This is a genomic window from Kribbella shirazensis (assembly GCF_011761605.1).
Classification (GTDB): domain Bacteria; phylum Actinomycetota; class Actinomycetes; order Propionibacteriales; family Kribbellaceae; genus Kribbella; species Kribbella shirazensis.
In genome coordinates this window covers 4,962,551-4,983,818 of the sequence record NZ_JAASRO010000001.1, presented here as the reverse complement: position 1 = coordinate 4,983,818, position 21,268 = coordinate 4,962,551, and the positions used below count along the sequence as shown (strand labels likewise).

The window sequence follows — 21,268 nt, the reverse complement described above, 5'->3', positions numbered from 1 at the left end:
TCGACGGGAAGCCGGTCCTGCCTCAGCTGGAGGCGACAACGGCGACCAGGGCGCCGCCTAGCATGAACGGGCCGAAGCTGATCGCTTGCTGGAGGGTGACACGGCGGGCGGCCACCAGAACCGCGCCGACGGCACCCATGATCAGGAACCCGAGAAGAGCGCCGACGAGCAGCGTCGGCCACCCCAGCCAGCCGAGTGCGATCCCCAGGCCGCCGGCGAGCTTGACGTCACCCCCACCCAGGCGGCCGCTACTGGCAACCGCCAGCGCAAGGTAACACCCGCCCAGGACCAGCCCACCCAGCATCGCCCGCATCAGGTCCCCAGGGCGCCCGTCGACGACGGCGACCAGTCCGAAGAGGGCGACCAGCCCGGGGTACAACGGCAGCGTCAAAGCGTTGGGCAGCCGCTGAACGTCGATGTCGACGACGGCCAGCGCGACGCCGAGCGCACCGACGAAGGCGTACGGCGCGATCTCGGGCAGCCCACCGAACCGCCACATCAGCACCGCGAACACGGCCGCCGTCAGCGCCTCGAGGACGAGCGGAACGCCGTACCAGCCGCCGCACTGCGCACACCGGACGGCGAACCGGCCCCCCACCGGCGCCGCACACCGCGCGCACGCCGAGCGGTCAGGGGAACCGGGCGCCACGGACAGCCGGAACACCGTGCCGCGCAGCAGCAGGCCGGCCACGACTCCAACGGTGCCTCCGGCAACTGACCAGGTGATGTCCATGCCGGCCAACGTACGGCGGTCCGGTGGGCGGCGGAACGGCGTTCGCGGCGAACTGGCCGACCGGAGACCGAGGACCGGCCGTTCGGCCGTCCTTGTCGTCCGGTCGCCCGACACGCCTGTCGCGTGGTGTCACCCGATCGGCTGGTCTTGTCGGCCGATCACCGCGCCCGTCGGGCGATCGGGCGGTGCGTTCTGACCGGATGACCGATGCCGCGTGGGGGTTCCCGGCGCGCATCGTTCTCGGTACCGCTCGGCAGCTCGCCGGCCGGTGGACCGGCGGATCCAGCGACCCGCCACAGACGAAGGAGTTCCACATGTCTCACCAACTGCTCACCCACATGCAGAGCGCCATCGAGCAGACGCGGCGCGACGACCGCGGCGCGACGATGATCGAGTACGGCCTGCTCCTGGGCCTGGTCTCGGTGCTCGCGATCCCGATCCTGCTGGTGCTCGGCCCGCGGATCGCCGCCATGTACCAGGCCGTCGTCGCCGCCCTGCCCTGATCCGGACGATCCGTCGACAGCGAGTGGGGAGAACTCATGTATCCGAGACGAGGGCGCCGCGGCGGGGAAACTCACCACGGCCGGACACCTCGCATCCGGACTGCGGCCCGGGTACGCCGCATGCTTCCCTCGTCGGTACATGGGAGCAGCAGCGCGGACCGCGGCGCCACCGCCGTCGAGTTCGCGCTCCTGCTTCCCCTCCTGCTGCTGCTCGTGCTGGGCGTCATCGACTTCGGCCGGATGCTCAACGCACAGCAGAGCCTCACCCAGGCCGCCCGGGAAGGTGCCCGGCTCGTCGCCCTCGGACAGCCGAACGTGACGAGCCGCACCCAGGCCGCCGCCGGAACGCTGAGTCCGGTCGGGGTGTCGGTCACGTCATCGTGTCCGACCGGCGCCGGGCCGACGAGCAGCGGCGCCGTCCAGACCACGCACACGTTCCAGTTCACGCCCGGATTCGGTTCCATCGCCGGCCTCTTCGGTGGCACCGGCCTCGGAGGCCCGATCATGCTGTCCGCGCAGGGGGTCATGCCGTGCGAAACCTAGTACCGTCCTACGTCCGGCCGATGCTGCGGATGGTCGGCGCCGACGACCGGGGCGCCGTCGGCGTGCTGGTCGGCGTCTTGTTCGCCGCCGGTGTCCTGCTCGGCATGGCCGCCCTGACGATCGATGCCGGCCGCTTGTACGTCGAGCGCGCCGAGTTGCAGAGCGGCGCCGACGCGGGCTCGCTCGCCGTCGCGAAGAGCTGTGCGGGCGACGCCGGCTGCAAGCCGGACAGCGCCGCCTGGTACGCCGATTCCAACGCGGCAGACCGGGCCTCGACGGTCGCACTGGTGTGCGGCCACGACGCGAAGGCCGTCCTGCCGAACTGCCCGCACCCTGCCGGGAACAGCGGCGAATGTCCGCCCCTGCCGACCGGCAGCGAGACGTACGTCGACGTGCACACCGCCACCAGGACCGCGGACGGCTCCTCGCTGCTGCCGCCGGTCTTCGCCCGGGCACTGCCCGGCAACGGCAGCTATGAAGGAACCACGGTGCGCGCCTGTGCCCGTGCGCAGTGGGGTCCGGCCGTGCAGAGCTCGAAGTCGCTCGCGATGACGCTCTCACTGTGCGCATGGACCCAGGCGACCGGCGGTACGCCGCCGACCTTCGGGACCGACGTACGGATCTTCGTCCGCGACGCACCGAATGCGCCGACCTGCGGCGGAATGAGCGCACCTGGCGAATTCGGGTGGCTGGCCTCCGACGGCGACTGCGCCGCATCGGTGGACCTCAGCCAGAGCGGCTATGTCGCCGGCAGCGACCCCGGCAAGAACCTGAGCCAGGCCTGTCAGGACCTGCTGATGTCGTACGTCGCCAGCAAGACGCCGATCTTCATCCCGATCTTCGACACGACCACCGGCACGGGCAGCGGCGCTACCTACCACCTGCTCGGACTCGCCGCGTTCGTGCTCACCGGCTACGCCAACATGAACCCGCTCAAGGACGCCATCCCCGCGCCGTTCACGCCTGCCTCGTGCCCGAACGGTGCGACCACGCCGTCCTGCATCTTCGGCCACTTCACCCAGGCCCTCGTCCCTGTTTCGACCACCATCGGCAGCGGCCCGAACTTCGGCGCCACGGCCATCAAGCTCGCCGGCTAGCACCGCCGGCAGAGGAGAGAGACTCATGAAACGTCGAGTTGCGACCATCGTTCTGGCGGTGGTGCTGGCGGCGCTCGGGACGGGTGCCGTACTGGTCTACGTCAATCGCGCGGACGCCCGCGCCGTGGCCGGACAGCAAGCCGTCACCGTCCTCGTGGCCGGCAAGGCGATCCCGTCCGGTACGACGGCCCGAGACGCGAAAGCCGTGTTGCGCAAGGAAACCATGCCCGCGTCGTCGGTCCCGTCGGACGCCGTCGCCGAGATCACCCCCGCCCAGGAGGCGCTCGTCACATCGAGCGACCTGAGCCCCGGCCAGTTGCTGCGAACCTCGGTCCTGGTGACCGCGGCGCAGGCCACGGGCGGACTGGCGATCCCGGACGGGAAGGTCGCCGTCACAATCACGTTGTGCACCCCGGAGGCCGTCGCCGGCAACGTGCGGGAAGGATCGGACGTCGCGGTGTTCGGCACGCTGGTTGCTGGTAGCAACGATGCGTCGGCGCAACCGAACTGTTCCGGCCAGCACAAGTTGCAGATCGGGAAAGGCATCGGCAACACCCGGGTCGTCATCCCGAAGGTGCGGGTGCTGTCCATCGGGCCGGCCGCCCGTGACGACGCGGAGGAATCGGTCAAGTCGACCGGCATCGGGCAGCAGAACGCGTCCTCGCGGAACGACCCGATCCTGGTCACCTTCGCCGTGAACCAGGACGATGCCGAGCGGCTGATCCTGCTCACGCAGACCGGCCTGCCGTACCTCGCCCTGCACGGCCCGTCCGCGCAGATCAAGCCTGACGACCACCTCGTCCCCCAGTTCCCGCCGGCGCCGAAGAAGTAAGGACGACAGCCATGACCATCTACTGCCATCCGGCCGGGGCGCCGGGAGACCTGAGCGGGAGTATCCGCGGACAGGTCCGCACCGTGGGCGATCTCGACGCCGCATGGCGTGCCCTGGGGGAAGACCCGTCCGAGGACCTCGTCGTCGTGGGCACCGTCGCGGAGCCGGCCGCCGCCCTGCGGTTCACCGCGCGGCTGCGCCTGGAGCGACCCGCCGTGGGCGTGATCCTGGTCCGGGAGCAGATCGACGTGGCACTGCTGACCGAGGCCTTGCGCTCCGGCGTCCGGGAGGTCGTCACCGCGGACGACCCCGCCGCGCTGGCCGACGCGTGCGAGCGCTCGCGGTCGGTGTCCGGCCGGGTGCGGGCCGAGCTCCGGGCCGGCGAGGAGCGCCCCAAGGAGCACCACGGCAAGGTCGTCACCGTCTTCGCCGCCAAGGGCGGCTGCGGCAAGACCACCCTGGCGATCAACCTGGCCGCAGCACTGTCCGCCGGCGGGACGCACCGGATCTGTCTGGTCGACCTCGACCTCGCCTTCGGCGACGTGGCGATCTGCGTCCAGGTCGAGCCGGTGCGCACGATCAGCGACGCGCTGCCGATGGCCGGCCACCTCGACACGACCGGAGCGGCTTCGCTGCTGACGCCGTACCGGCCGGGACTCGACATCCTGCTGGCGCCGGTCACTCCCGGCGATGCGGAGCGGATCCCCGCCGCACTCGTCGGCGAGCTGCTCGCCCTGCTGCGCACCATGTACGACTTCGTCGTGATCGACACGCCGGCGCAGTTCAGCGAGCACGTGCTCACCGCGATGGACGCGTCCGACCACCATGTCCTGCTGACCACACCCGACACCCCGGCGTTGAAGAACCTGCGGATCGCCCTGGACATGCTGGATCTGCTGTCCTACACGCGCGAGATCCGTTCGGTGCTGCTCAACCGCTCGGACTCGAAGGTTGGCCTGTCCCCCACCGATGTCGAGCACGTGGTGCACAGCGCCATCAGCGGCCAGGTGCCGTCCAGCCGCAACGTTCCGGTCTCGATCAACCGAGGTACTCCGATCGTGTTCGCGACGCCGACCCATCCGGTCAGCCAGGCGATCACCCGGTTCGCGCGCGAGCGGCTGCTGAACCAGCCGGTCCCCACCAGGTCCAAGGCGTTCGCCCGGCGGGCCGAAGGGCGGCGATGATGAACCTCACCGAACGGCTGGCCCAACGACACCCGCGCGGTGAGGGCCACGCGGTGCCCTCGGACCCGTCGGCGCAGCGCAGCCAGACCGACGTACCGCGACGCGCCGCGCGCAACGCGGACCCGTTCGCCGGCGTCAAGCGCAGCGTCCACCAGGGCCTGCTGGAGAGCCTCGGACCCAAGCTGTACGACGCTCATCTCGACCAGCGCGACCTGGAACAGCGGGTCACGCAGACGCTGCAGGCCGTCCTGCAACGCGACGACACGCCGATGACCGTGTCCGACCGGTCCCGGGTCGCCCAGGAGGTCGCCGACGAGATCCTCGGCCACGGTCCGCTCGAACCGTACCTGCGCGACCCGGGTGTCTCCGAGATCATGGTCAACGGTCACGACCAGATCTATGTCGAGCGGGAGGGCCGGCTGCGCCCGGTCGACGCGGCGTTCACCGACGAGAGCCACCTGCGGCGCACCATCGACAAGATCGTCTCCCGCGTCGGACGCCGGGTCGACGACGCGAGCCCGATGGTGGACGCACGCCTGCCCGACGGCAGCCGGGTGAACGCCGTCGTACCGCCGATCGCGCTCGACGGATCACTGCTGACGATCCGGAAGTTCGCCGCGGACCCGTTCACGACCGACGACCTCATCTCGTTCGGCACGCTGACCGGTCCGGTCGCCGACCTGTTGCGGGCCTGTGTGCGCGGACGGCTCAACATCCTGATCGGCGGCGGCACGGGCTCGGGCAAGACGACGACGCTGAACGTGTTGTCGTCGTTCCTGCCCGACGACGAGCGGATCGTCACGATCGAGGACGCGGCCGAGCTGCAACTGCGGCAGGAGCACGTCCTGCGGCTCGAGGCCCGGCCGGCGAACGTCGAGAAACGGGGCGAGGTCGCGATCCGCGACCTGGTACGGAACGCCCTGCGGATGCGGCCCGACCGGATCATCATCGGCGAGGTCCGCGACGGTGCCGCCCTGGACATGCTGCAGGCGATGAACACCGGCCACGACGGCTCGATCACGACCGTGCACTCGAACGCGCCGCGCGACTCGCTGTCCCGGCTGGAGACCATGGTGCTGATGGCCGGCGTCGAGCTGCCGCAACGCGCGATCCGCGAGCAGATGGCGGCCGCGATCGACCTGGTCGTGCACCAGTCGCGGCTGAAGGACGGGACCCGCCGGATCACCCACATCACCGAGGTCACCGGGATGGAGGGCGACATCATCACGCTGCAGGACCTGTTCCTGTTCGACTTCCACGCCGGGGTCGACGACAGCGGCTGGTTCCGCGGCACGTTGCGGTCCACCGGTCTGCGGCCCGGTTTCCTCGATCGCCTCGCCGATCGCGGCATCCAGGTGTCACCGCGGCTGTTCGGCCTGGAAGAGGCAGGACGATGAGCGCGCTTCGCCGGACCCTGACAGTCCTTCTCGGAGGCGTGGTGCTGACCTTCCTTTCCGGTACGGCGCACGCGGGCGGTGACCCCGTGGCGCATATCGACTCTGTCCAGGTCGGTCCCGGCACGGCCGGTTTCGTTCTCAGTACCGCCAACGTATCCGGACGACTGGACTCGCAGACGGTCCAGGTCGTTGCCGGACGCACCGTTCTTCCCTCACGTGTCACTCCGGTCAGCAACGCGACCACCGCCGCGGCGCCGCAGCGCGCTGTGATGATCGTCCTGGACACCAGCGGCTCCATGGCCGGATCAGGTATCGCGGCGGCGCGGCAGGCCGCACTGAGCTACCTGGCCGACCTGCCGAGCGATGTCGAGGCAGGCCTGCTCACGTTCGCGGATCAGCCCAGGCTCGTCGTCGGCCCGACCACGAACCGCGCCTCGGTCCGCGACGCCCTGACCCGGGTCCAGGCGTCCGGTGCCACGACGCTGTACGACGCGGTGAACGCGGCGGTCTCGGCGTTCGACGCCGCTCGGCTCGGTCCGTCGACCCAGCGCAGGCTCGTTGTGCTCTCGGACGGAGTCGACACCTCCAGTACGGCCAAGCTCGTGTCGGTGACCAGGAGGCTCTCCGACGCAGGCGTTCCGGCCGACGTCGTCGCCTTCCGGTACGGCAAGAGCGACGCCTCGGCCGCCCGGCAGGTCGCATCGGCCGCAGGCGGGCGGGTACTGGCCGCGCAGAACGCCGGCGAGCTGACGGCCGCCTTCGCCGCCGTGGCCCGCAGCTTCACCGCCCGTGCGAAGGTCGACGTCACAGTGCCCGACGTACTGGCCGGCCGCACCGTGACCCTGCGCGTGAACGTCGGCTCGGCGAGTACGACGACCACGCTGACGTTCGCCACCATCCCATCCGCGAAGCCCGCCGTGCCGGCGGACCGAGCTGTCTGGAGCGGTCAGCTGGTCGGCCTGCTCGCTGGTGTCTTCGCTGTGCTGTTGCTGGTCGTTCTCCTGCTGCGCCGGCAAGGGGTACGTCGGGACAACGCACGGAGGCTGGTGGAACAGATGAGGCATTACGGGCCCCACCACGAGGAAGCCGGCGAATCCGAAGGTCCTGCTGCGCAGACAGCACTCGGGGTCGTCGGTGAGGTACTGCGAGCGGCCGGTGCCGACCAGGGACTCGCCCGGCGGCTCGACCTCGCCAACCTGAAACGCACCCCCGCGGAGTGGGCCGCGCTCACCCTGTCCGCGTCCGCGGTCCTCGCAGTCGGCCTGGTCCTCTCGGGTCTGGATCTGCTGCTGAGCCTTCCGATCGGCCTGGTGGTCGGGTGGATCGGGCAGCACGTGTACCTGAGTATCCGCGCGGGCCGGCGGCGCGCGGCGTTCGGCGAGCAGCTTCCCGACGTACTCCAGCTGATCGTCGGCTCGTTGCGCTCGGGTTTCTCGCTCGCGCAGGCTGTCGACGCCGTCGTCCGCGACGGGACGCAGCCCGCCGCCGACGAGTTCTCCCGGGCACTCGCCGAGACCAGGATCGGTGTCGAGCTCGAGGACGGCCTGGACCGGGTGGCGGCCCGGATGGAGTGCGACGACCTGCGCTGGGTCGTGATGGCCACCCGGATCCAGCGTGAGGTCGGCGGCAACCTCGCCGAGGTACTGCGGAACACGATCGACACCATGCGCGAGCGCGCCAAGATCCGCCGCCACATCCGTGCGGTCAGCGCCGAAGGGCGACTGTCCGGCTACATCATTGTCGCGCTGCCGCTCGCGCTCGGCACCTGGCTGACGCTCTCCAAACCGCAGTACATGCAGCCGTTGTTCAGCAGTCCGATCGGCTGGCTGCTGGTCGCCGGCGGCGCGGCACTCATCGTCGTGGGCGCCCTCTGGATCCGCGTCCTGATCAAGGTGGAGGCATGACATGACGGCAACCGCGATCCTCGTCGGCGGCCTGGCCGCACTCGGCCTGGCCATCGTGCTCGCGATCCTCGGCATCACCTCGCGCCCGGCCCAGAACGGAGTCGCCCGAGCGCTGGCCACGATCGACACGCACTACGCCCAGCAGGGCCAGGTCGAGCAGGCGCCCGAACGTGATCCCTTCGCAGTACTTCCCGGATGGCTGCGGCGCCTCGCGGAGCGGCTCTCGCCCGGTGGCATGGCGGCGACGCTCCAACGCCGGCTCGACCTCGCGGGCAATCCGTCCGGGTGGACGCCCGATCGGATCCTCGCTGCGAAAGGCCTCGGCCTGTTCGTACTGGGCGGAGTCGGCGCGCTGTACGGCGTACGCACGATCGGCCTGGCCGTCGTCGGCGCCGCGGTGGCCGGGACCGTCGGCTTCTTCGTACCGGACATCCTGCTGTACAACGCCGGCGCCAAGCGGCAGGCCAAGATCCAGCAGGCCTTGCCCGACGCGCTGGACATGCTCACGGTCTGCGTCGAGGCGGGGCTGGGGTTCGACGCGGCGCTGGCGCAGGTCGCCCGCAACACGCAGGGCCCGCTGGCAGCGGAGTTCTCGCGTGTGCTGCAGGAGATCCAGATCGGCACGTCGCGCGCCCGCGCCCTGCGCGCACTGGCCGATCGAACGACGGCGCCCGAGCTGCGGTCCTTCGTCTCAGCTCTGGTCCAGGCCGGCGAGCTGGGAATCACCATCGCCGACGTACTCCGTGAGCAGGCCAAGGAGATGCGCCTACGCCGTCAGCAACGCGCCGAGGAGAAGGCCGAGAAGATCCCGGTGAAGATTCTCTTCCCGCTGGTCTTCTGCCTGTTCCCGTCACTGTTCGTCGTGGTCATCGGTCCCGGGGCGATCAACATCATGAACGTCTTCTTCGGCAAGTAGCACGACCCTGCTGGACACCGCCGAGCTCGGCTCACCAGTGCGGTTCCGGCTCAGGCCAAGGCGAGGAACAGTTTCTCCATCTTCGCGGCGTCGATGTCGCTGTCCTCGTCGGTGAGGCACCGTTGCATGCCGGTGCTGACGATTGCGTAGCCGGCCCGGGAGAGTGCCTTGTTCACGGCGGCGAGCTGAGTGAGCACCGCCTCGCAGTCCGCGCCGTCCTCCATCATCCGGATGACGCTGCCGAGGTGCCCGTGCGCGCGTTTCATCCGGGTGACGATCGGCTTGATCTCGTCGGGTTCGAAGTCCATCGAGGCCTTCCCATCGGGGTCGACGGCGCGCCCGTCCGGCGGCGCCACCACCGAGTCTACAACCCCCTGGGGGGATGTGTTACGGTCGTCTCGAACCCCCTGGGGGGATAGGAGCAGTGAGGACACATGACCGATCACCATCCGCTGACGATCCGGACGATCGAGACGCCGTCACTCGGGGACCGCAGCTATCTCGTCCACGACGGCGAGGTGGCGTTCGTCGTCGACCCGCAGCGTGACATCGACCGGATCCTGGCCACCCTCCGGACCGAGGCCGTGCGCCTCACCCACGTCTTCGAGACCCACATCCACAACGACTATGTGACCGGCGGCGTCGCGCTCGCCCGGGCGACCGGGGCGACGTATCTCGTCAACGCCGACGACGAGGTCAGCTTCCAGCGCACGCCACTGCGGGACGGTGACACGACCCGGATCGGCGACCGGATGCGGCTGCGCGCGATCCATACTCCCGGCCACACCTACACCCACCTTTCCTACGCCCTCACCGACGGCGAACAACCTGTCGCAGTCTTCACCGGCGGCTCCCTGCTGTACGGCGCGACGGGTCGGCCCGATCTCCTCGGGCCGGACCACACCGACGCCCTCGTCCACCACCAGCACCGCTCGGCGCACAAACTCGCCCGGAGTCTGCCCGACGAGACCAGGATCTTCCCGACGCACGGATTCGGCTCGTTCTGCTCGGCAACACAGTCCGATGCGACCGAATCGACGATCGGTCAGGAGAAACGCACGAATCCTGTCCTGACGCAGGACGAGGAGGACTACGTTCGCGACCTGCTCGACGGCCTCGGCGTCTGGCCGGCGTACTACGCCCACATGGCGGCCGCCAACTCCGCAGGTCCCGACGCACCCGACCTCTCACTTCCCGAGCCTGCGGACGCCGCGGAACTCCGCCGACGGATCGAAGCCGGCGAATGGGTCGTCGACCTGCGAACCCGCACCGCCTTCGCCGCCGGCCACGCCCCGGGCACCCTCAACTTCGGCCTCGACGGCTCCTTCTCCACCTATCTCGGCTGGCTGATCACCTGGGGCACCCCGGTCACGTTGCTGGGCGAGACCGCCGCCGACGTCGCGCAGGCTCAGCGCGAGCTCGTCCGCATCGGCATCGACCGCCCCGCGGCGCACGCCACCGGCGGGCCGGACCGCTGGAGCCCGCACTCCCCTGTCTCCTTCCCGACCGCTACGTTCGCCGACCTGGACCTCGTCCGACATCACCGCGACGTCGTCGTGCTCGACGTACGCCGTACCGAAGAGCACCGAGCCGCCCGGATCGAGGGCGCCGTCAACATCCCGATCCACGAGCTACCGCGGCGAGTCCCCGACGTACCGCCCGGCGAGGTGTGGGTGCACTGCGCCGCCGGCTATCGGGCCTCCATTGCCGCATCGTTCCTGCACGCCGCCGGACGGACGCTCGTCGCCGTCGACGACAGGTTCGAGAACGCGGCGAAGACCGGCCTCCACCTCGTCGGCCCGGAAGCCTGACCGAACCCCTCCAAGGAGATCCATCATGTGCCGACCCGTCACCTGCAAGACCTGCTCCAAGACCACCTGGGCCGGATGCGGCCAGCACGTCGGCCAGGTCAAGGCGATGGTTCCCGCCGACCAATGGTGCCCCGGCCACCCCAAGCCCGAACGCCGCGACAGCAGCTGGCTCAGCAAACTCCTCGGCCGCTAACCACCGAGCAGCTCCTCCAGGCCCACGTCCGCGCAGGTCAGATCGACGACGTGCGCAACGATTCTGTGATGCGGCTGTGATTGGACCGACACAAATCCTTAGGTTAGCCTAACCATTGTGCTCCCGCTGAACTTCAAGCGGGCTTCAGCCACGGTCCTCGTGTCCGCATCGGCCGACGCCCAGCGCGCTGCCCTCGTCGACGATGCCGGATCGCTCAGCTACCAAGCGCTTTCCGAGCACATCGACGCTCTCGCCGCGACGCTGCCACCGGTCCAGACCGGACGTCGCCTGGTCCATGTTCCGCTCGCCGCCGAACGTCAGCTCGTGCTCGGCTACCTCGCCGTCCTGCGGGCCGGACATGTCGCCCTGCTCGCCCCGGCCGAGCAGCTGTCGATCACCGACACCTACCCGCCGGACCTGCGGCTGCGCGGCGACGGCACGTTCGACGGAGACGGCGGGACGCGGCACCTCCTGCATCCCGAGCTCGCGCTGCTGCTCAGCACCTCGGGCAGCACCGGATCGCCGAAGCTGGTCCGGCTCAGCCACAGCAACCTGATCAGCAACGCCAACGCGATCGCAGCGGCGCTCTCAATCACGCCGACCGACCGCGCAGTGACCTCGCTCCCGCTGCACTACTGCTTCGGTCTGTCGGTTCTCCACGCACAGTTGCGCGCCGGAGCGACCACCGTGCTGTGGCACGGCTCGATCACCGATCCGGCGTTCGGCGCCGAGCTGCGGACCCAGCAGGTCACGCTCTTACCGGCGACCCCGCATGTTGCCGACCTTCTCGATGTGCAGGGACTTCTGGACGATCTGCCTTCGTTGCGGCTGCTCGCCCAGGCCGGCGGCGCGCTGCCGCCTGCCCGTGTGCGCGAGTTGGCCGAACGTGGCGAGCGGGACGGCTGGGGCCTGGCGGTGATGTACGGGCAGACCGAGGCCACCGCCCGCATGGCCGTGCTGCCGCCGGAACTCGCCGCTCGCTACCCGGACGCGGTCGGTTGGCCGATCGCGGACTCCGCCTTCCGGCTCGACACCGCAGGCATCGACCAGCCCGCCGGTGCCGAACCGGTCGGTGAGCTCGTCTTCACCGGGCCGGGAGTGATGCTCGGGTACGCCGAACATCCGGACGACCTCGCACTGGGCCGGATGCGTACCGAGCTGCGCACCGGCGACCTGGCCCGCATCGGCGACGACGGTCTCGTCCGGATCGTCGGACGCCGCTCCGACCACGTGAAGATCATGGGTATCCGGATCGACCTCGGGCAGGTCGAGCGGACGATGCGCGACCACGGTGTACCCTGCTGCGTCACCGGCACCGACGAACAGCTGCAGGTCACCTTCGTACGCCGGGCTTCGGATCGTCATGCGGTGCAGCGGCAGTCGGCGGCCGCGGCCGGTCTGGGCGTCTCCGTCGTCTCCGTGCGCGAGGTCGCTGCTCTGCCACTGCTGCCCAACGGCAAAGTCGACCGGCGAGGCTGCGCCGCCCTGCACGCCGCCGACGAGTCAGGCCGGCCTGATCCTCACGCCGACTCGCTAGCTGCGGTGACCCAACTGCTCGCACCGCTGGTCGGCCGCCGCGACATCGATCTGGACCGGTCGTTCGCCGAGCTCGGCGGTGACTCGTTCAACCACGTCAAGGCCTCCCTCGGTCTCACCCGGCTGGCCGGCACCCTGCCCGCCGATTGGCACCATCGGCCCGTCCGCGAACTCGTCGCCCTGGCAGCGCGCCAGCGCCCGCGACGCCGCGCGCTCATCCAGCCCGTCGAGATGTCGGTGATCCTTCGCGGCCTGGCCGTCGTGATGATCTGCGGCAGCCACGTCGGTCTGTTCCGGCTGGCCGGCGGAGCTCACATCCTGCTCGCGGTCGGCGGGTTCCTGTTCGCGCGCTACGTCCTCGCGGCGCAGACGACAGCGGACCGTGTACGGCGTACCGCCAGGCTCGCGATCGCCGTCGCGCTGCCGGCGATGGTCGTCGCCGCTGTCATGGTCCTCGGATTCCGCTCGATCCACTGGTCGAACCTGGCACTGGTGCACTGGCTGGTCCAGCCACAGGACATCAACATCTTCTGGTTCGTCGAAGCGCTGCTGATGCTCTCGATCGTGACGACCGCCCTCCTCGCGGTTCAACGGCTGCGGGCGGCGTACGCCGTGGACCCGTGGCGAACCACCATGGTGGTGCTGGCGTTGTCGCTGGCGCCGCGCTACCTCGTGCCCGCACTGGTCGACGGGCCGGTCCGCGGGCTGCCGGGCACCGTCGCCTGGCTGTACGTCGCCGGGATCGCGATGGCGGTCGCGGACACCCGGCGGCGCGCCCTCGCCACGGGCCTGGTCGCGGCCGCGGCGGCGATCGGGTTCTTCCCCGCGTGGGAGCGCAACCTGATCATCATGGGCGGACTCATGCTCCTCGCCGTCCTCCCGACCGTGCCGGTACCGGTTCTGCTCGTCCGGCCGCTCGGCATCCTGGCCGCCGCCTCGTTGCATGTGTACCTGGTGCAGTTCCAGGTATTCGCGTTCTTCGACCGCCCGATCACCGAGTTCACCGTTTCGCTCGCCGTCGGCCTCGCGTTCTGTGCCGTCAGTACCGCTGCCCTGCGCCGGCTGCCGCTGCCCGCTCCGACCGGCGGCACCCCGATCAGGCCTCGCACCGCCGCGACACGCCTCCTCAGAAAGGATCGACCATGCGTCGACGTACGTTCCTGACCGGCCTCGGAGCACTCGGCACCGCGACCCTCGTGGGATGCGGTTCGAAGTCCGAGGACGAGTACGTCGCCGACCCCGGCTCGCTGCAGGTCTACTCCGCTCAGCACGAGAACCTGACCAAGGCCTGGGCCGAGGCCTTCACCAAGGAAACCGGCATCAAGGTCCAGGTCCGCAAGGGCGGTGACTCTTCGATGGGTCACCAGCTCGTCGCCGAAGGGGCGGAATCACCCGCCGACGTCTTCCTCACCGAGAACAGCCCGGCGATGACCCTGGTCGAACGGAACAAGCTGCTCGCACCGCTCGAGGACGCCACCCGCAACCAGGTGCCCGCCAACCTGACCCCGTCGTCGAAAGCCTGGACCGCGATCGCCGCCCGCTCCACCGTGCTGGTCTACAACCCGGCGAAGCTGCCGGACGCCGACCTCCCGAAGTCCCTCATGGACCTGTCCGGCGCCGACTGGAAGGACCGCTGGGGCTGCGCGCCCGGCGGCGCGGACTTCCAGGCCATCGTGGCCGGCATGCTCGCCGGGCAAGGCGAGCAGAAGACGAAGGACTGGCTGAAAGGCCTCAAGTCCAACGCGCGGGCTCTGCAGAACAACATCGCGACGATGAAGTCGGTCAACGCCGGCGAGATCCCGTGTGGCGTGATCTACCACTACTACTGGTACCGCGACCAGGCCGGCACCAAGGAAGGCAGCGGCAACACCAAGCTGCACTACTTCCGCAACCAGGACCCTGGCGCCTTCGTCTCGCTGTCCGGTGGAGCCGTGCTTGCCGGCGCGAAGAAGCCCGCCGAGGCACGCAAGTTCCTCCAGTACATCACCAGCAAGGCCGGCCAGAAGGTCCTCGTCGACTCCCAGTCGATGGAGTACGCCGTCGGTACCGGCGTACCGTCCGCGCCCGCGCTGCCGCCTCTCGCCACGCTGCAGGCACCACCGGTCGACCCGTTCACCCTCAACTCCGACCAAGTCACGACGTTGATGACCGATGCCGGAATTCTCTGACGTCCCTGTCAGGGACGACGAAGCACTCGCTGACGCGCCGGCCATCGCCGGCCGGCGCACCGCGCGGACACCTCGACTCGTCGTGATCGCGGCCGTTGTGGTCGCCACCGTGATGGTTGCCCCGCTCATCGTCGTCTTCGGCCAGGCGATCTCAGCGGGAACCGCCGACGCGTCGAGGCTGCTCTTCCGGCCCAGAACGGTTGAGCTGTTACGCAACACCCTGCTGCTGGTGGCGATCACCGTTCCAATCACTGTGCTGCTCGGGTGCGGCGCGGCGTGGCTTGTCGAACGGACCTCGATTCCGTACGCGGGCATCTGGCGGGGCTTGCTCCTGATGCCACTCGCGATCCCCGCCTTCGTGAGCAGCTACGCCTGGACGTCGGTCCTGCCGTCGGTTCAGGGTCTGGGCGGTGCAGTCTTCATCACCGCGCTGGCCTACTACCCGTTCGTCTTCCTGCCAGTCGCCGCCCTCCTGCGGGCGCTCGACCAGGACCAGCTCGACTCCGCGCGGTCCCTCGGCTCGTCAGCGTGGGACGCCGTACGTCGCGTCGTACTGCCACAACTGCGGCCTGCCCTCGCCGGCGGCGCTCTGCTGGTAGCGCTGCACCTGCTCGCCGAGTTCGGCGTACTGCAGATGATGCGGTACCCGACCTTCACCACCTCGATCCTGCAACAGTTCGCCGTCGGCTTCAGCAATTCTGCCGGTAGCCTCCTCGCGGCCGTGCTCGCCGTGCTGTGTCTCGGATTTCTGGCCGTCGAGATCCTGTTCCGCGGGAAGTCCAGGATCGCTCGGCTCGGACCGGGGACCCTTCGCCGGCCGGTCGCGCATCGACTCGGGGTGTGGACCGTACCGGCGGTCGCCGGGCTTGCCGTCCTCGTCGGGCTGGCGGTGATGGTTCCCGCCGCGATCGTCGTGCGGTGGCTGGCACGGGCCGTCGCCACCCATGCTGTCGAGGGCGGACCGTTGCTGGCAGCAACTGGTTCGACTATCGGGCTCGCGGTGCTGGCCGGACTTGTCACAACCGTCGCCGCGCTGCCCGGAGCCTGGCTGCTGCACCGGTACCCGTCCCGGGCGGCCCTTGTCCTCGAACGCGTGACGTACATTTCCAGCGCGCTACCGGGTGTGGTGATCGGCCTCGCGTTGGTGACCTTGGCGGTGCAGTGGGCCCGGCCCGTTTACCAGACCGCGGCGCTCGCTGTGGCGGCGTACACCATCCTGTTCCTGCCGCGCGCGATGGTTTCCTGGCGGTCCGGCCTCGCAGCGGCGCCGACCGAGCTGATCGAAGCTTCACGTTCGCTCGGGGTGTCCGGGTCAGCGACCTTCGCCCGCGTCGTTCTCCCGCTCGTACTGCCGTCGGCGCTCACCGGATTCGTCCTGACGTTCCTGGCCACGGTCACCGAGCTCACCGCAACCCTCCTGCTCGCACCGACCGGTACCGAGACGCTGGCCACCGCGTTCTGGTCGGCCAGCGACGAGCTGGACTACGTCGCGAGCGCGCCGTACGCAGCGGGCATGATCGCGCTCTCCGTTCCACTCACGGTGTTGCTGCGCCGGCAGATCCTGGACCAGCGATGACGAGCGCGGGCATCGTCATCAGCGAGCTGACAGTCGGGTACGGCGGTCCGCCCGTACTCGACCAGGTCGGCCTGCGCGTGCGACCTGGCGGCACCACCGCTGTGCTCGGCCCCTCGGGCAGCGGCAAAACCACGTTGCTCCGGGCACTCGCCGGATTCGTCCGGCCGACCGGCGGCCGGATCGAGGTCGGCGGCAAGGTTCTCACCAGCGAACAGTCGATGATCGCGCCCGAGCGGCGCGGGATCGGATACGTCCGCCAGGACGGCGCGCTGTTTCCGCATCTCGATGTCACCGGCAACATTCTGTTCGGACTGCCTCGTGCCGAACGCCGCCGAGCGACCCAGGTCGCACCTCTCCTCGAACTCGTTGGCCTCTCCCCCGACCTCGCACGGCGCCGCCCGGACCAGCTGTCCGGCGGCCAGCAGCAGCGCGTCGCCCTCGCCCGAGCGCTGGCACGCGAGCCCGCCGTCGTACTGCTCGACGAACCGTTCTCGTCGCTCGACACCGCCCTCCGGGCCGCCACGCGCGAGGCGACTCTCACGGCTCTCGCCGCACGCGGAGCCACCACGGTGCTCGTGACCCACGACCAGGCCGAGGCGCTCTCGTTCGCCGATCAGGTGGCGGTCATGTTCGACGGCAGGTTCGCCCAGATCGGCAGCCCCGCCGACGTGTACGCCAGCCCCGCCACGCCCCAGGTCGGCAGCTTCCTCGGCGACACCATGCTGCTCACCGGCCATGCCGCCGGACCGATCGTCGACTGCGAGCTCGGCACCCTCACGCTCGCCGAACCCGCGACCGGCGACGTCCTGGTCATGATCCGGCCCGAGCAACTGGTCCTCGAGGAACCAACCACCGGCCTCACCGCGCGAGTCGTCTCCGTCGCCTACCACGGACCGGACGCGATTGTCCGTCTCAGCATCTCCAACAGCGCCAGCCGCCTCGTCGCCCGTGTGCCTGGCCATCGCGTCCCACAGCCGGACGACCTCGTCGGCCTGGCCGTCCCCCACGAGGTCCTCGCGTTCCCGAGCCACGGGCCCGCTGACGGCACCGACGGCGTACGGGGCTAGTACGCCTGCTCCCGGAGCGTCCGCTCACCGCGTCCAGGGTCTGTTCCTTGCCCTGGGCCCCCACAGGCCCAGCCCGCGGGCCGGGCCTGTGGGGGCATGCTGGGCTCTACCGGGACGGAGTTTCCTCAGTCCTCGAGCCTGGTGCCGGGACGTAGCCGGTGGTCCGGGTGGTGAAGGTTCCCCGGCCCTGGGTACGGCTGCGCAACTGCGTTGCATAACCGAACAGTTCGGCCAGCGGGACGGAGGCGACGATCACCATCGTGCCCGGCCGTGCGGTCGAACCCGAGATCCGGCCACGCCGTGCCGCCAGGTCGCCGAGCACGCCGCCGACGGCATCCTCCGGCACAGTCGCCGTGACCTCGGCGACCGGCTCCAGCAGCACCATCGCACTGGCACGCAGCGCTTCCCGGAGCCCCAGCCGGCCCGCCGTACGGAATGCCATCTCCGACGAGTCCTTCGGATGGGTGGCTCCATCCGTCAGCGTGACACGCACCCCGGTCACCGGGTGCCCGCCGAGGGGCCCCTGCGCCAGAGCATCCCGGCAGCCTGCTTCGACCGCGCGGACATACTCCTGCGGCACCCGTCCACCGACGACGACCGACCGGAACGCGAAGTCCTCCGTGCTGTCGTCGTCGGCTACCTCCAGCGGTTCCACGTCGAGGGTGATCTGGGCGAACTGACCGGCCCCGCCGTCCTGCTTGACGTGCCGGTACACCAGCCCGGACACCCCGCGCCCGACTGTCTCGCGGTAGGTCACCTGCGGTCGGCCGACTCCGACCTCCAGCCCGTGAGCGCGACGGATCTTCTCCACCGCGACCTCGAGGTGCAGCTCTCCCAGGCCCGACAACAAGGTCTGCCCGGTCTCGGAATCGGTCCTGACGGTCAGCGAGGGGTCCTCCTCGACCAGCCGTGTCAGCGCCGACGCGAGCCGGTCGGTGTCGGTGCTCCTGCGAGCCTCGACCGCCACCGAAACGACCGGGTCTGCCACGACCGGCGCCTCAAGAACCAACGGCGCCGCCGGCGCGCACAGGGTGGCGCCGCTTCGTGCAGACTTCGGTCCGACGATCGCGACGATATCGCCGGCGAACGCCTGCTGTACCTCGGCGTGCTGGTCGGCCTGCACCCGCAGAATCCGGCTGATCCGCTCAGTGCGTCCCGCGCCCGTGTCCACCACCGTGTCTCCCTTCCGGATCGTTCCCGAGTACACCCGCAGATACGTCAGCCGCCCGGTCGCGGTCGAGCTGACCTTGAACACGAGCGCCGCGAACGGCGCCATCGGGTCGGCGACGCGTTCCTGTACGACGCCGTCCGCCATGCCACGCACCGCCGGCACCTCCTGCGGCGAAGGCAGATACGCCACGACGGCGTCCAGCAGCGGCTCGATCCCGCGGTTGCGGTACGCCGACCCGCACAGCACCACCACGCCGGTACCCGACCGGGTCAGGTCCCGCAGTGCGGCAGCCAGCGTCTCCGCGGAAACCGTTGACCGCGCATAGAACTCGTCCAGCGCAACCGGGTGGAGCTCGGCGACGGTTTCCTCGAGCAGCCGACGCTGTCGCATCGCCTGTTCCAGAAGGGCTTCGGGCACAGGGCCCTCCGCAAAGGTGTCGCTGCCGTCGACCCAGACGTACGCCCGCATCCTGAGCAGGTCGATCACTCCGCTGAACTCGGCCTCCTTCCCGATCGGCATCTGAACCGCCAGCGGGGTCACGTGCAACCGCTCGCGGATCGAGGCCACCGCTGCGTCGAGGTCTGCGCCCGCGCGGTCCATCTTGTTGACGAACGCGATCCGCGGCACCCCGTGCCGGTCGGCCTGCCGCCAGCCCGACTCGCTCTGCGGTTCGACGCCCGCGACGGCATCGAACAACGCGACGGCACCGTCGAGCACCCGCAGCGAGCGCTCCACCTCGTTGGAGAAGTCGACGTGGCCGGGGGTATCGATCAGGTTGATCGAGTGCCCGTCCCAGTCGCAGCTGACGGCCGCGGCGAAGATCGTGATCCCGCGATCGCGTTCCTGCGAGTCGAAGTCGGTGACGGTGGTGCCGTCGTGGACCTCACCGCGCTTGTGAGTGGTACCGGCGAGATACAGGATCCTTTCGGTGACAGTGGTCTTGCCGGCATCGACATGGGCGAGAATGCCGACATTGCGCAGGCCGGACAGCGGGCGGTTGAGTTGACGGTGGTCATGGTTCGTACGCATGGGCCGATGGCCTTTCGGATGATCCGGATCAGGACGGCGCGATTCGCGGACGAAGCGGCCTGTGATCAGGCCATGCGCCACAGCCCCGGCGGCGGCTCATGCGGCCGCCTGCAGGACAGGCTGCGTCAGTTCGTCACGGGCAGGAGCCGACCGCGCAGTCGGCACCTGACAGCCGGAGACACCAGGATCACGTCGTACCGTGACCGGGGAACGCCCACAGCGATGCTGTAACGCACGGCCGGGCTCCCCTCACTCGTCAACGCGCCGACCGCGATCTCGCGGCGGCGCTCAATTCGATCCAAGCGTAAGGCGACCGGCGATACCGGACCACCGGATTTCACCGTGCAGCCCCGCTACCGGGGAATCATCCCGGTCCTCCCCTGCCACGAGCCGTGCTCCGACAGCGGCCGGAACCGCAGGGTGGCGAACTCGTGGTGGAAGTCCCTGCGCCGGCGTTCGACCATCGCGGCGGCGTGACGGTCCGGTTCCGGGACAGTGCTGTGGCCGTGCACCATCTCTTCCATCTGCCGCACAGACCGCCAGACCGAGAACGTAGAGATCGTCCGCGGCGGACGCATCGCGGCCAGCGCCAGCGTGGTTCCCGGATGGTCGCGAACCAGCCGTTCCACGGGCTTGCCCCACCTGAGAAACCTCGGCACCTCCAGGAGGCGCATCCGAGCCAGCGTGACCGCCACTACGGGTTCGGCCGGGTCCCACTCGCCCGCTCTCGCCGGCAGGTCGGGCAGCGCCGCAAGCCGCGACCAGCGGCGCAGGAACTGCATACGCACATGCCAGCCTGCCGCCAACTCCCTACCCAGGGAGTGGTCCGCCAGGAAGGTCTCGACAGCCCCCTCGTCCTCCCACCGCGCGAACATCGCCATCCGGCGTAGCTGCATTCGGGCCGGCGAGACGGTCGGCGCACCGAGGCGCATCAACGCCAGGCACTCGGCGTACCGCAACCCGGGCGTGGACGGCACAGTCGGCGCCTTCCACAGCGCCCCCGCCGTCGTCGCCGGACGGAGCTCCGCGAGGTGGAACGTAAAGATCGTCATCGTTGGGCAACTGTCCCACGAGTGAGCGCCAAGCCGCGGCAACACCGCCTCGACGAAGGTCAGCGCCGTGCGTCTCTCGAGGTCAGGGCTGTGGGAAGCAGGCGGCGACGGCCAAGCCGTCCACGAAGTCGTTCATCTCGTGGCCGGAATGGCCCTTGACCCACTGGAAGGCAACATCCCCGCGCTCGATCACCAACGTCACCAAGGGTTCCCACAGATCCCTGTTGGCGACCGGCTTCTTCGCTGAGGTGAGCCAACCTCGCTCGAGCCAACCTGTGTGCCACCGGTCGCGGAAGCAGTTGACGACGTAGGTCGAATCCGACACGACCAGTAGTGGACCGTCGTTCGCCGCACGGCCTCGAGGGCGGCACGGATCTCCATCCGCTGGTTCGTGGAGGCAGCCTCATGACCGGCGGCATACTCGGTCGTCGACAACGCCCAGGCCCAGCCCCCAGGTCCAGGGTTGCCCGAGCACGCACCGTCGGTGAACACCGAGCGCGCACCGACGGGAACTGTCATATCGGGCGGACGAGGACGGCGTGCGCGAACTGAAGGC

19 protein-coding genes and 1 pseudogene are annotated in these 21,268 nt (G+C 69.8%); 14 read left to right on the top strand and 6 right to left on the bottom strand.

The features are described from left to right. Positions 1-22: 22 nt before the first annotated feature. Positions 23-733 (bottom strand): prepilin peptidase, encoded by a 711-nt coding sequence (locus BJY22_RS24080; RefSeq protein WP_167210366.1) that lies wholly within the window; start codon positions 731-733, stop codon positions 23-25. Positions 734-1,047: 314 nt separating this feature from the next. Between BJY22_RS24080 and BJY22_RS24075 the strand changes: the two genes are divergently transcribed. From BJY22_RS24075 to BJY22_RS24040, 8 genes are all read left to right on the top strand, one after another. Then, positions 1,048-1,236, top strand: coding sequence for a Flp family type IVb pilin (locus BJY22_RS24075; protein WP_167210363.1), 189 nt, complete (start codon positions 1,048-1,050; stop codon positions 1,234-1,236). 120 nt (positions 1,237-1,356) lie between these two features. Next, positions 1,357-1,779: a TadE/TadG family type IV pilus assembly protein gene (locus tag BJY22_RS24070; protein ID WP_167210361.1), complete on the top strand. Its 423-nt coding sequence runs from the start codon at positions 1,357-1,359 to the stop codon at positions 1,777-1,779. Beyond that, on the top strand, positions 1,767-2,876 hold the full coding sequence (locus tag BJY22_RS24065; RefSeq protein ID WP_167210359.1) for a pilus assembly protein TadG-related protein: 1,110 nt from the start codon (positions 1,767-1,769) through the stop codon (positions 2,874-2,876). Before BJY22_RS24070 ends, BJY22_RS24065 begins: the two co-directional genes overlap by 13 nt. Positions 2,877-2,901: 25 nt before the next feature. Continuing rightward, positions 2,902-3,708, top strand: coding sequence for a Flp pilus assembly protein CpaB (gene cpaB, locus BJY22_RS24060; RefSeq protein WP_167210357.1), 807 nt, complete (start codon positions 2,902-2,904; stop codon positions 3,706-3,708). 11 nt (positions 3,709-3,719) lie between these two features. Beyond that, positions 3,720-4,892 (top strand): CpaE/TadZ family protein, encoded by a 1,173-nt coding sequence (locus BJY22_RS24055; protein WP_167210355.1) that lies wholly within the window; start codon positions 3,720-3,722, stop codon positions 4,890-4,892. Further along, positions 4,892-6,289, top strand: a complete 1,398-nt coding sequence (locus tag BJY22_RS24050; RefSeq protein ID WP_238350445.1) for a TadA family conjugal transfer-associated ATPase — start codon at positions 4,892-4,894, stop codon at positions 6,287-6,289. Before BJY22_RS24055 ends, BJY22_RS24050 begins: the two co-directional genes overlap by 1 nt. Further along, positions 6,286-8,193: a VWA domain-containing protein gene (locus BJY22_RS24045; protein WP_167210351.1), complete on the top strand. Its 1,908-nt coding sequence runs from the start codon at positions 6,286-6,288 to the stop codon at positions 8,191-8,193. The genes BJY22_RS24050 and BJY22_RS24045 overlap by 4 nt, the downstream gene beginning before the upstream one ends. Position 8,194: 1 nt before the next feature. Further along, positions 8,195-9,109 (top strand): type II secretion system F family protein, encoded by a 915-nt coding sequence (locus tag BJY22_RS24040; RefSeq protein WP_167210349.1) that lies wholly within the window; start codon positions 8,195-8,197, stop codon positions 9,107-9,109. A gap of 50 nt (positions 9,110-9,159) precedes the next feature. On the opposite strand, the gene BJY22_RS24035 is transcribed toward BJY22_RS24040, so the two are convergent. Next, the gene (locus tag BJY22_RS24035; protein ID WP_167210347.1) at positions 9,160-9,417 is read right to left on the bottom strand and encodes a metal-sensitive transcriptional regulator; all 258 of its coding nucleotides are present in this window, start codon (positions 9,415-9,417) and stop codon (positions 9,160-9,162) included. Positions 9,418-9,543: 126 nt separating this feature from the next. Here BJY22_RS24035 and BJY22_RS24030 point away from each other — a divergent pair, with 126 nt between their 5' ends. The 6 genes from BJY22_RS24030 to BJY22_RS24005 all read left to right on the top strand — a co-directional run bounded on the left by BJY22_RS24030 (position 9,544) and on the right by BJY22_RS24005 (position 17,460). Next, positions 9,544-10,920: an MBL fold metallo-hydrolase gene (locus BJY22_RS24030; protein ID WP_167210345.1), complete on the top strand. Its 1,377-nt coding sequence runs from the start codon at positions 9,544-9,546 to the stop codon at positions 10,918-10,920. A 25-nt stretch (positions 10,921-10,945) separates the two neighbouring features. Continuing rightward, positions 10,946-11,113: a hypothetical protein gene (locus tag BJY22_RS24025; RefSeq protein ID WP_167210343.1), complete on the top strand. Its 168-nt coding sequence runs from the start codon at positions 10,946-10,948 to the stop codon at positions 11,111-11,113. 117 nt (positions 11,114-11,230) lie between these two features. Then, the gene (locus tag BJY22_RS24020) at positions 11,231-13,813 is read left to right on the top strand and encodes an AMP-binding protein (RefSeq protein WP_167210341.1); all 2,583 of its coding nucleotides are present in this window, start codon (positions 11,231-11,233) and stop codon (positions 13,811-13,813) included. Continuing rightward, the gene (locus BJY22_RS24015; RefSeq protein WP_167210339.1) at positions 13,792-14,817 is read left to right on the top strand and encodes an iron ABC transporter substrate-binding protein; all 1,026 of its coding nucleotides are present in this window, start codon (positions 13,792-13,794) and stop codon (positions 14,815-14,817) included. Before BJY22_RS24020 ends, BJY22_RS24015 begins: the two co-directional genes overlap by 22 nt. Beyond that, on the top strand, positions 14,801-16,393 hold the full coding sequence (locus BJY22_RS24010) for an ABC transporter permease (protein ID WP_167210337.1): 1,593 nt from the start codon (positions 14,801-14,803) through the stop codon (positions 16,391-16,393). The genes BJY22_RS24015 and BJY22_RS24010 overlap by 17 nt, the downstream gene beginning before the upstream one ends. Then, a complete protein-coding gene (locus BJY22_RS24005; RefSeq protein ID WP_167210335.1) occupies positions 16,390-17,460 on the top strand; it encodes an ABC transporter ATP-binding protein in 1,071 nt (356 codons plus the stop codon). The genes BJY22_RS24010 and BJY22_RS24005 overlap by 4 nt, the downstream gene beginning before the upstream one ends. A gap of 106 nt (positions 17,461-17,566) precedes the next feature. On the opposite strand, the gene fusA is transcribed toward BJY22_RS24005, so the two are convergent. The 4 genes and pseudogenes from fusA to BJY22_RS42560 form a co-directional block, all read right to left on the bottom strand. Then, the gene (gene fusA, locus BJY22_RS24000; protein ID WP_167210333.1) at positions 17,567-19,660 is read right to left on the bottom strand and encodes an elongation factor G; all 2,094 of its coding nucleotides are present in this window, start codon (positions 19,658-19,660) and stop codon (positions 17,567-17,569) included. A gap of 353 nt (positions 19,661-20,013) precedes the next feature. Next, complete coding sequence (locus BJY22_RS23995; protein WP_167210331.1) at positions 20,014-20,712, bottom strand: hypothetical protein; 699 nt, start codon at positions 20,710-20,712, stop codon at positions 20,014-20,016. Positions 20,713-20,794: 82 nt separating this feature from the next. After that, a complete protein-coding gene (locus BJY22_RS42565) occupies positions 20,795-21,037 on the bottom strand; it encodes an RNase H family protein (RefSeq protein ID WP_337758892.1) in 243 nt (80 codons plus the stop codon). Between the two features lie 80 nt (positions 21,038-21,117). Then, positions 21,118-21,231: pseudogene (locus tag BJY22_RS42560) on the bottom strand (ribonuclease HI); the annotation flags it as partial. Positions 21,232-21,268: the final 37 nt, after the last annotated feature.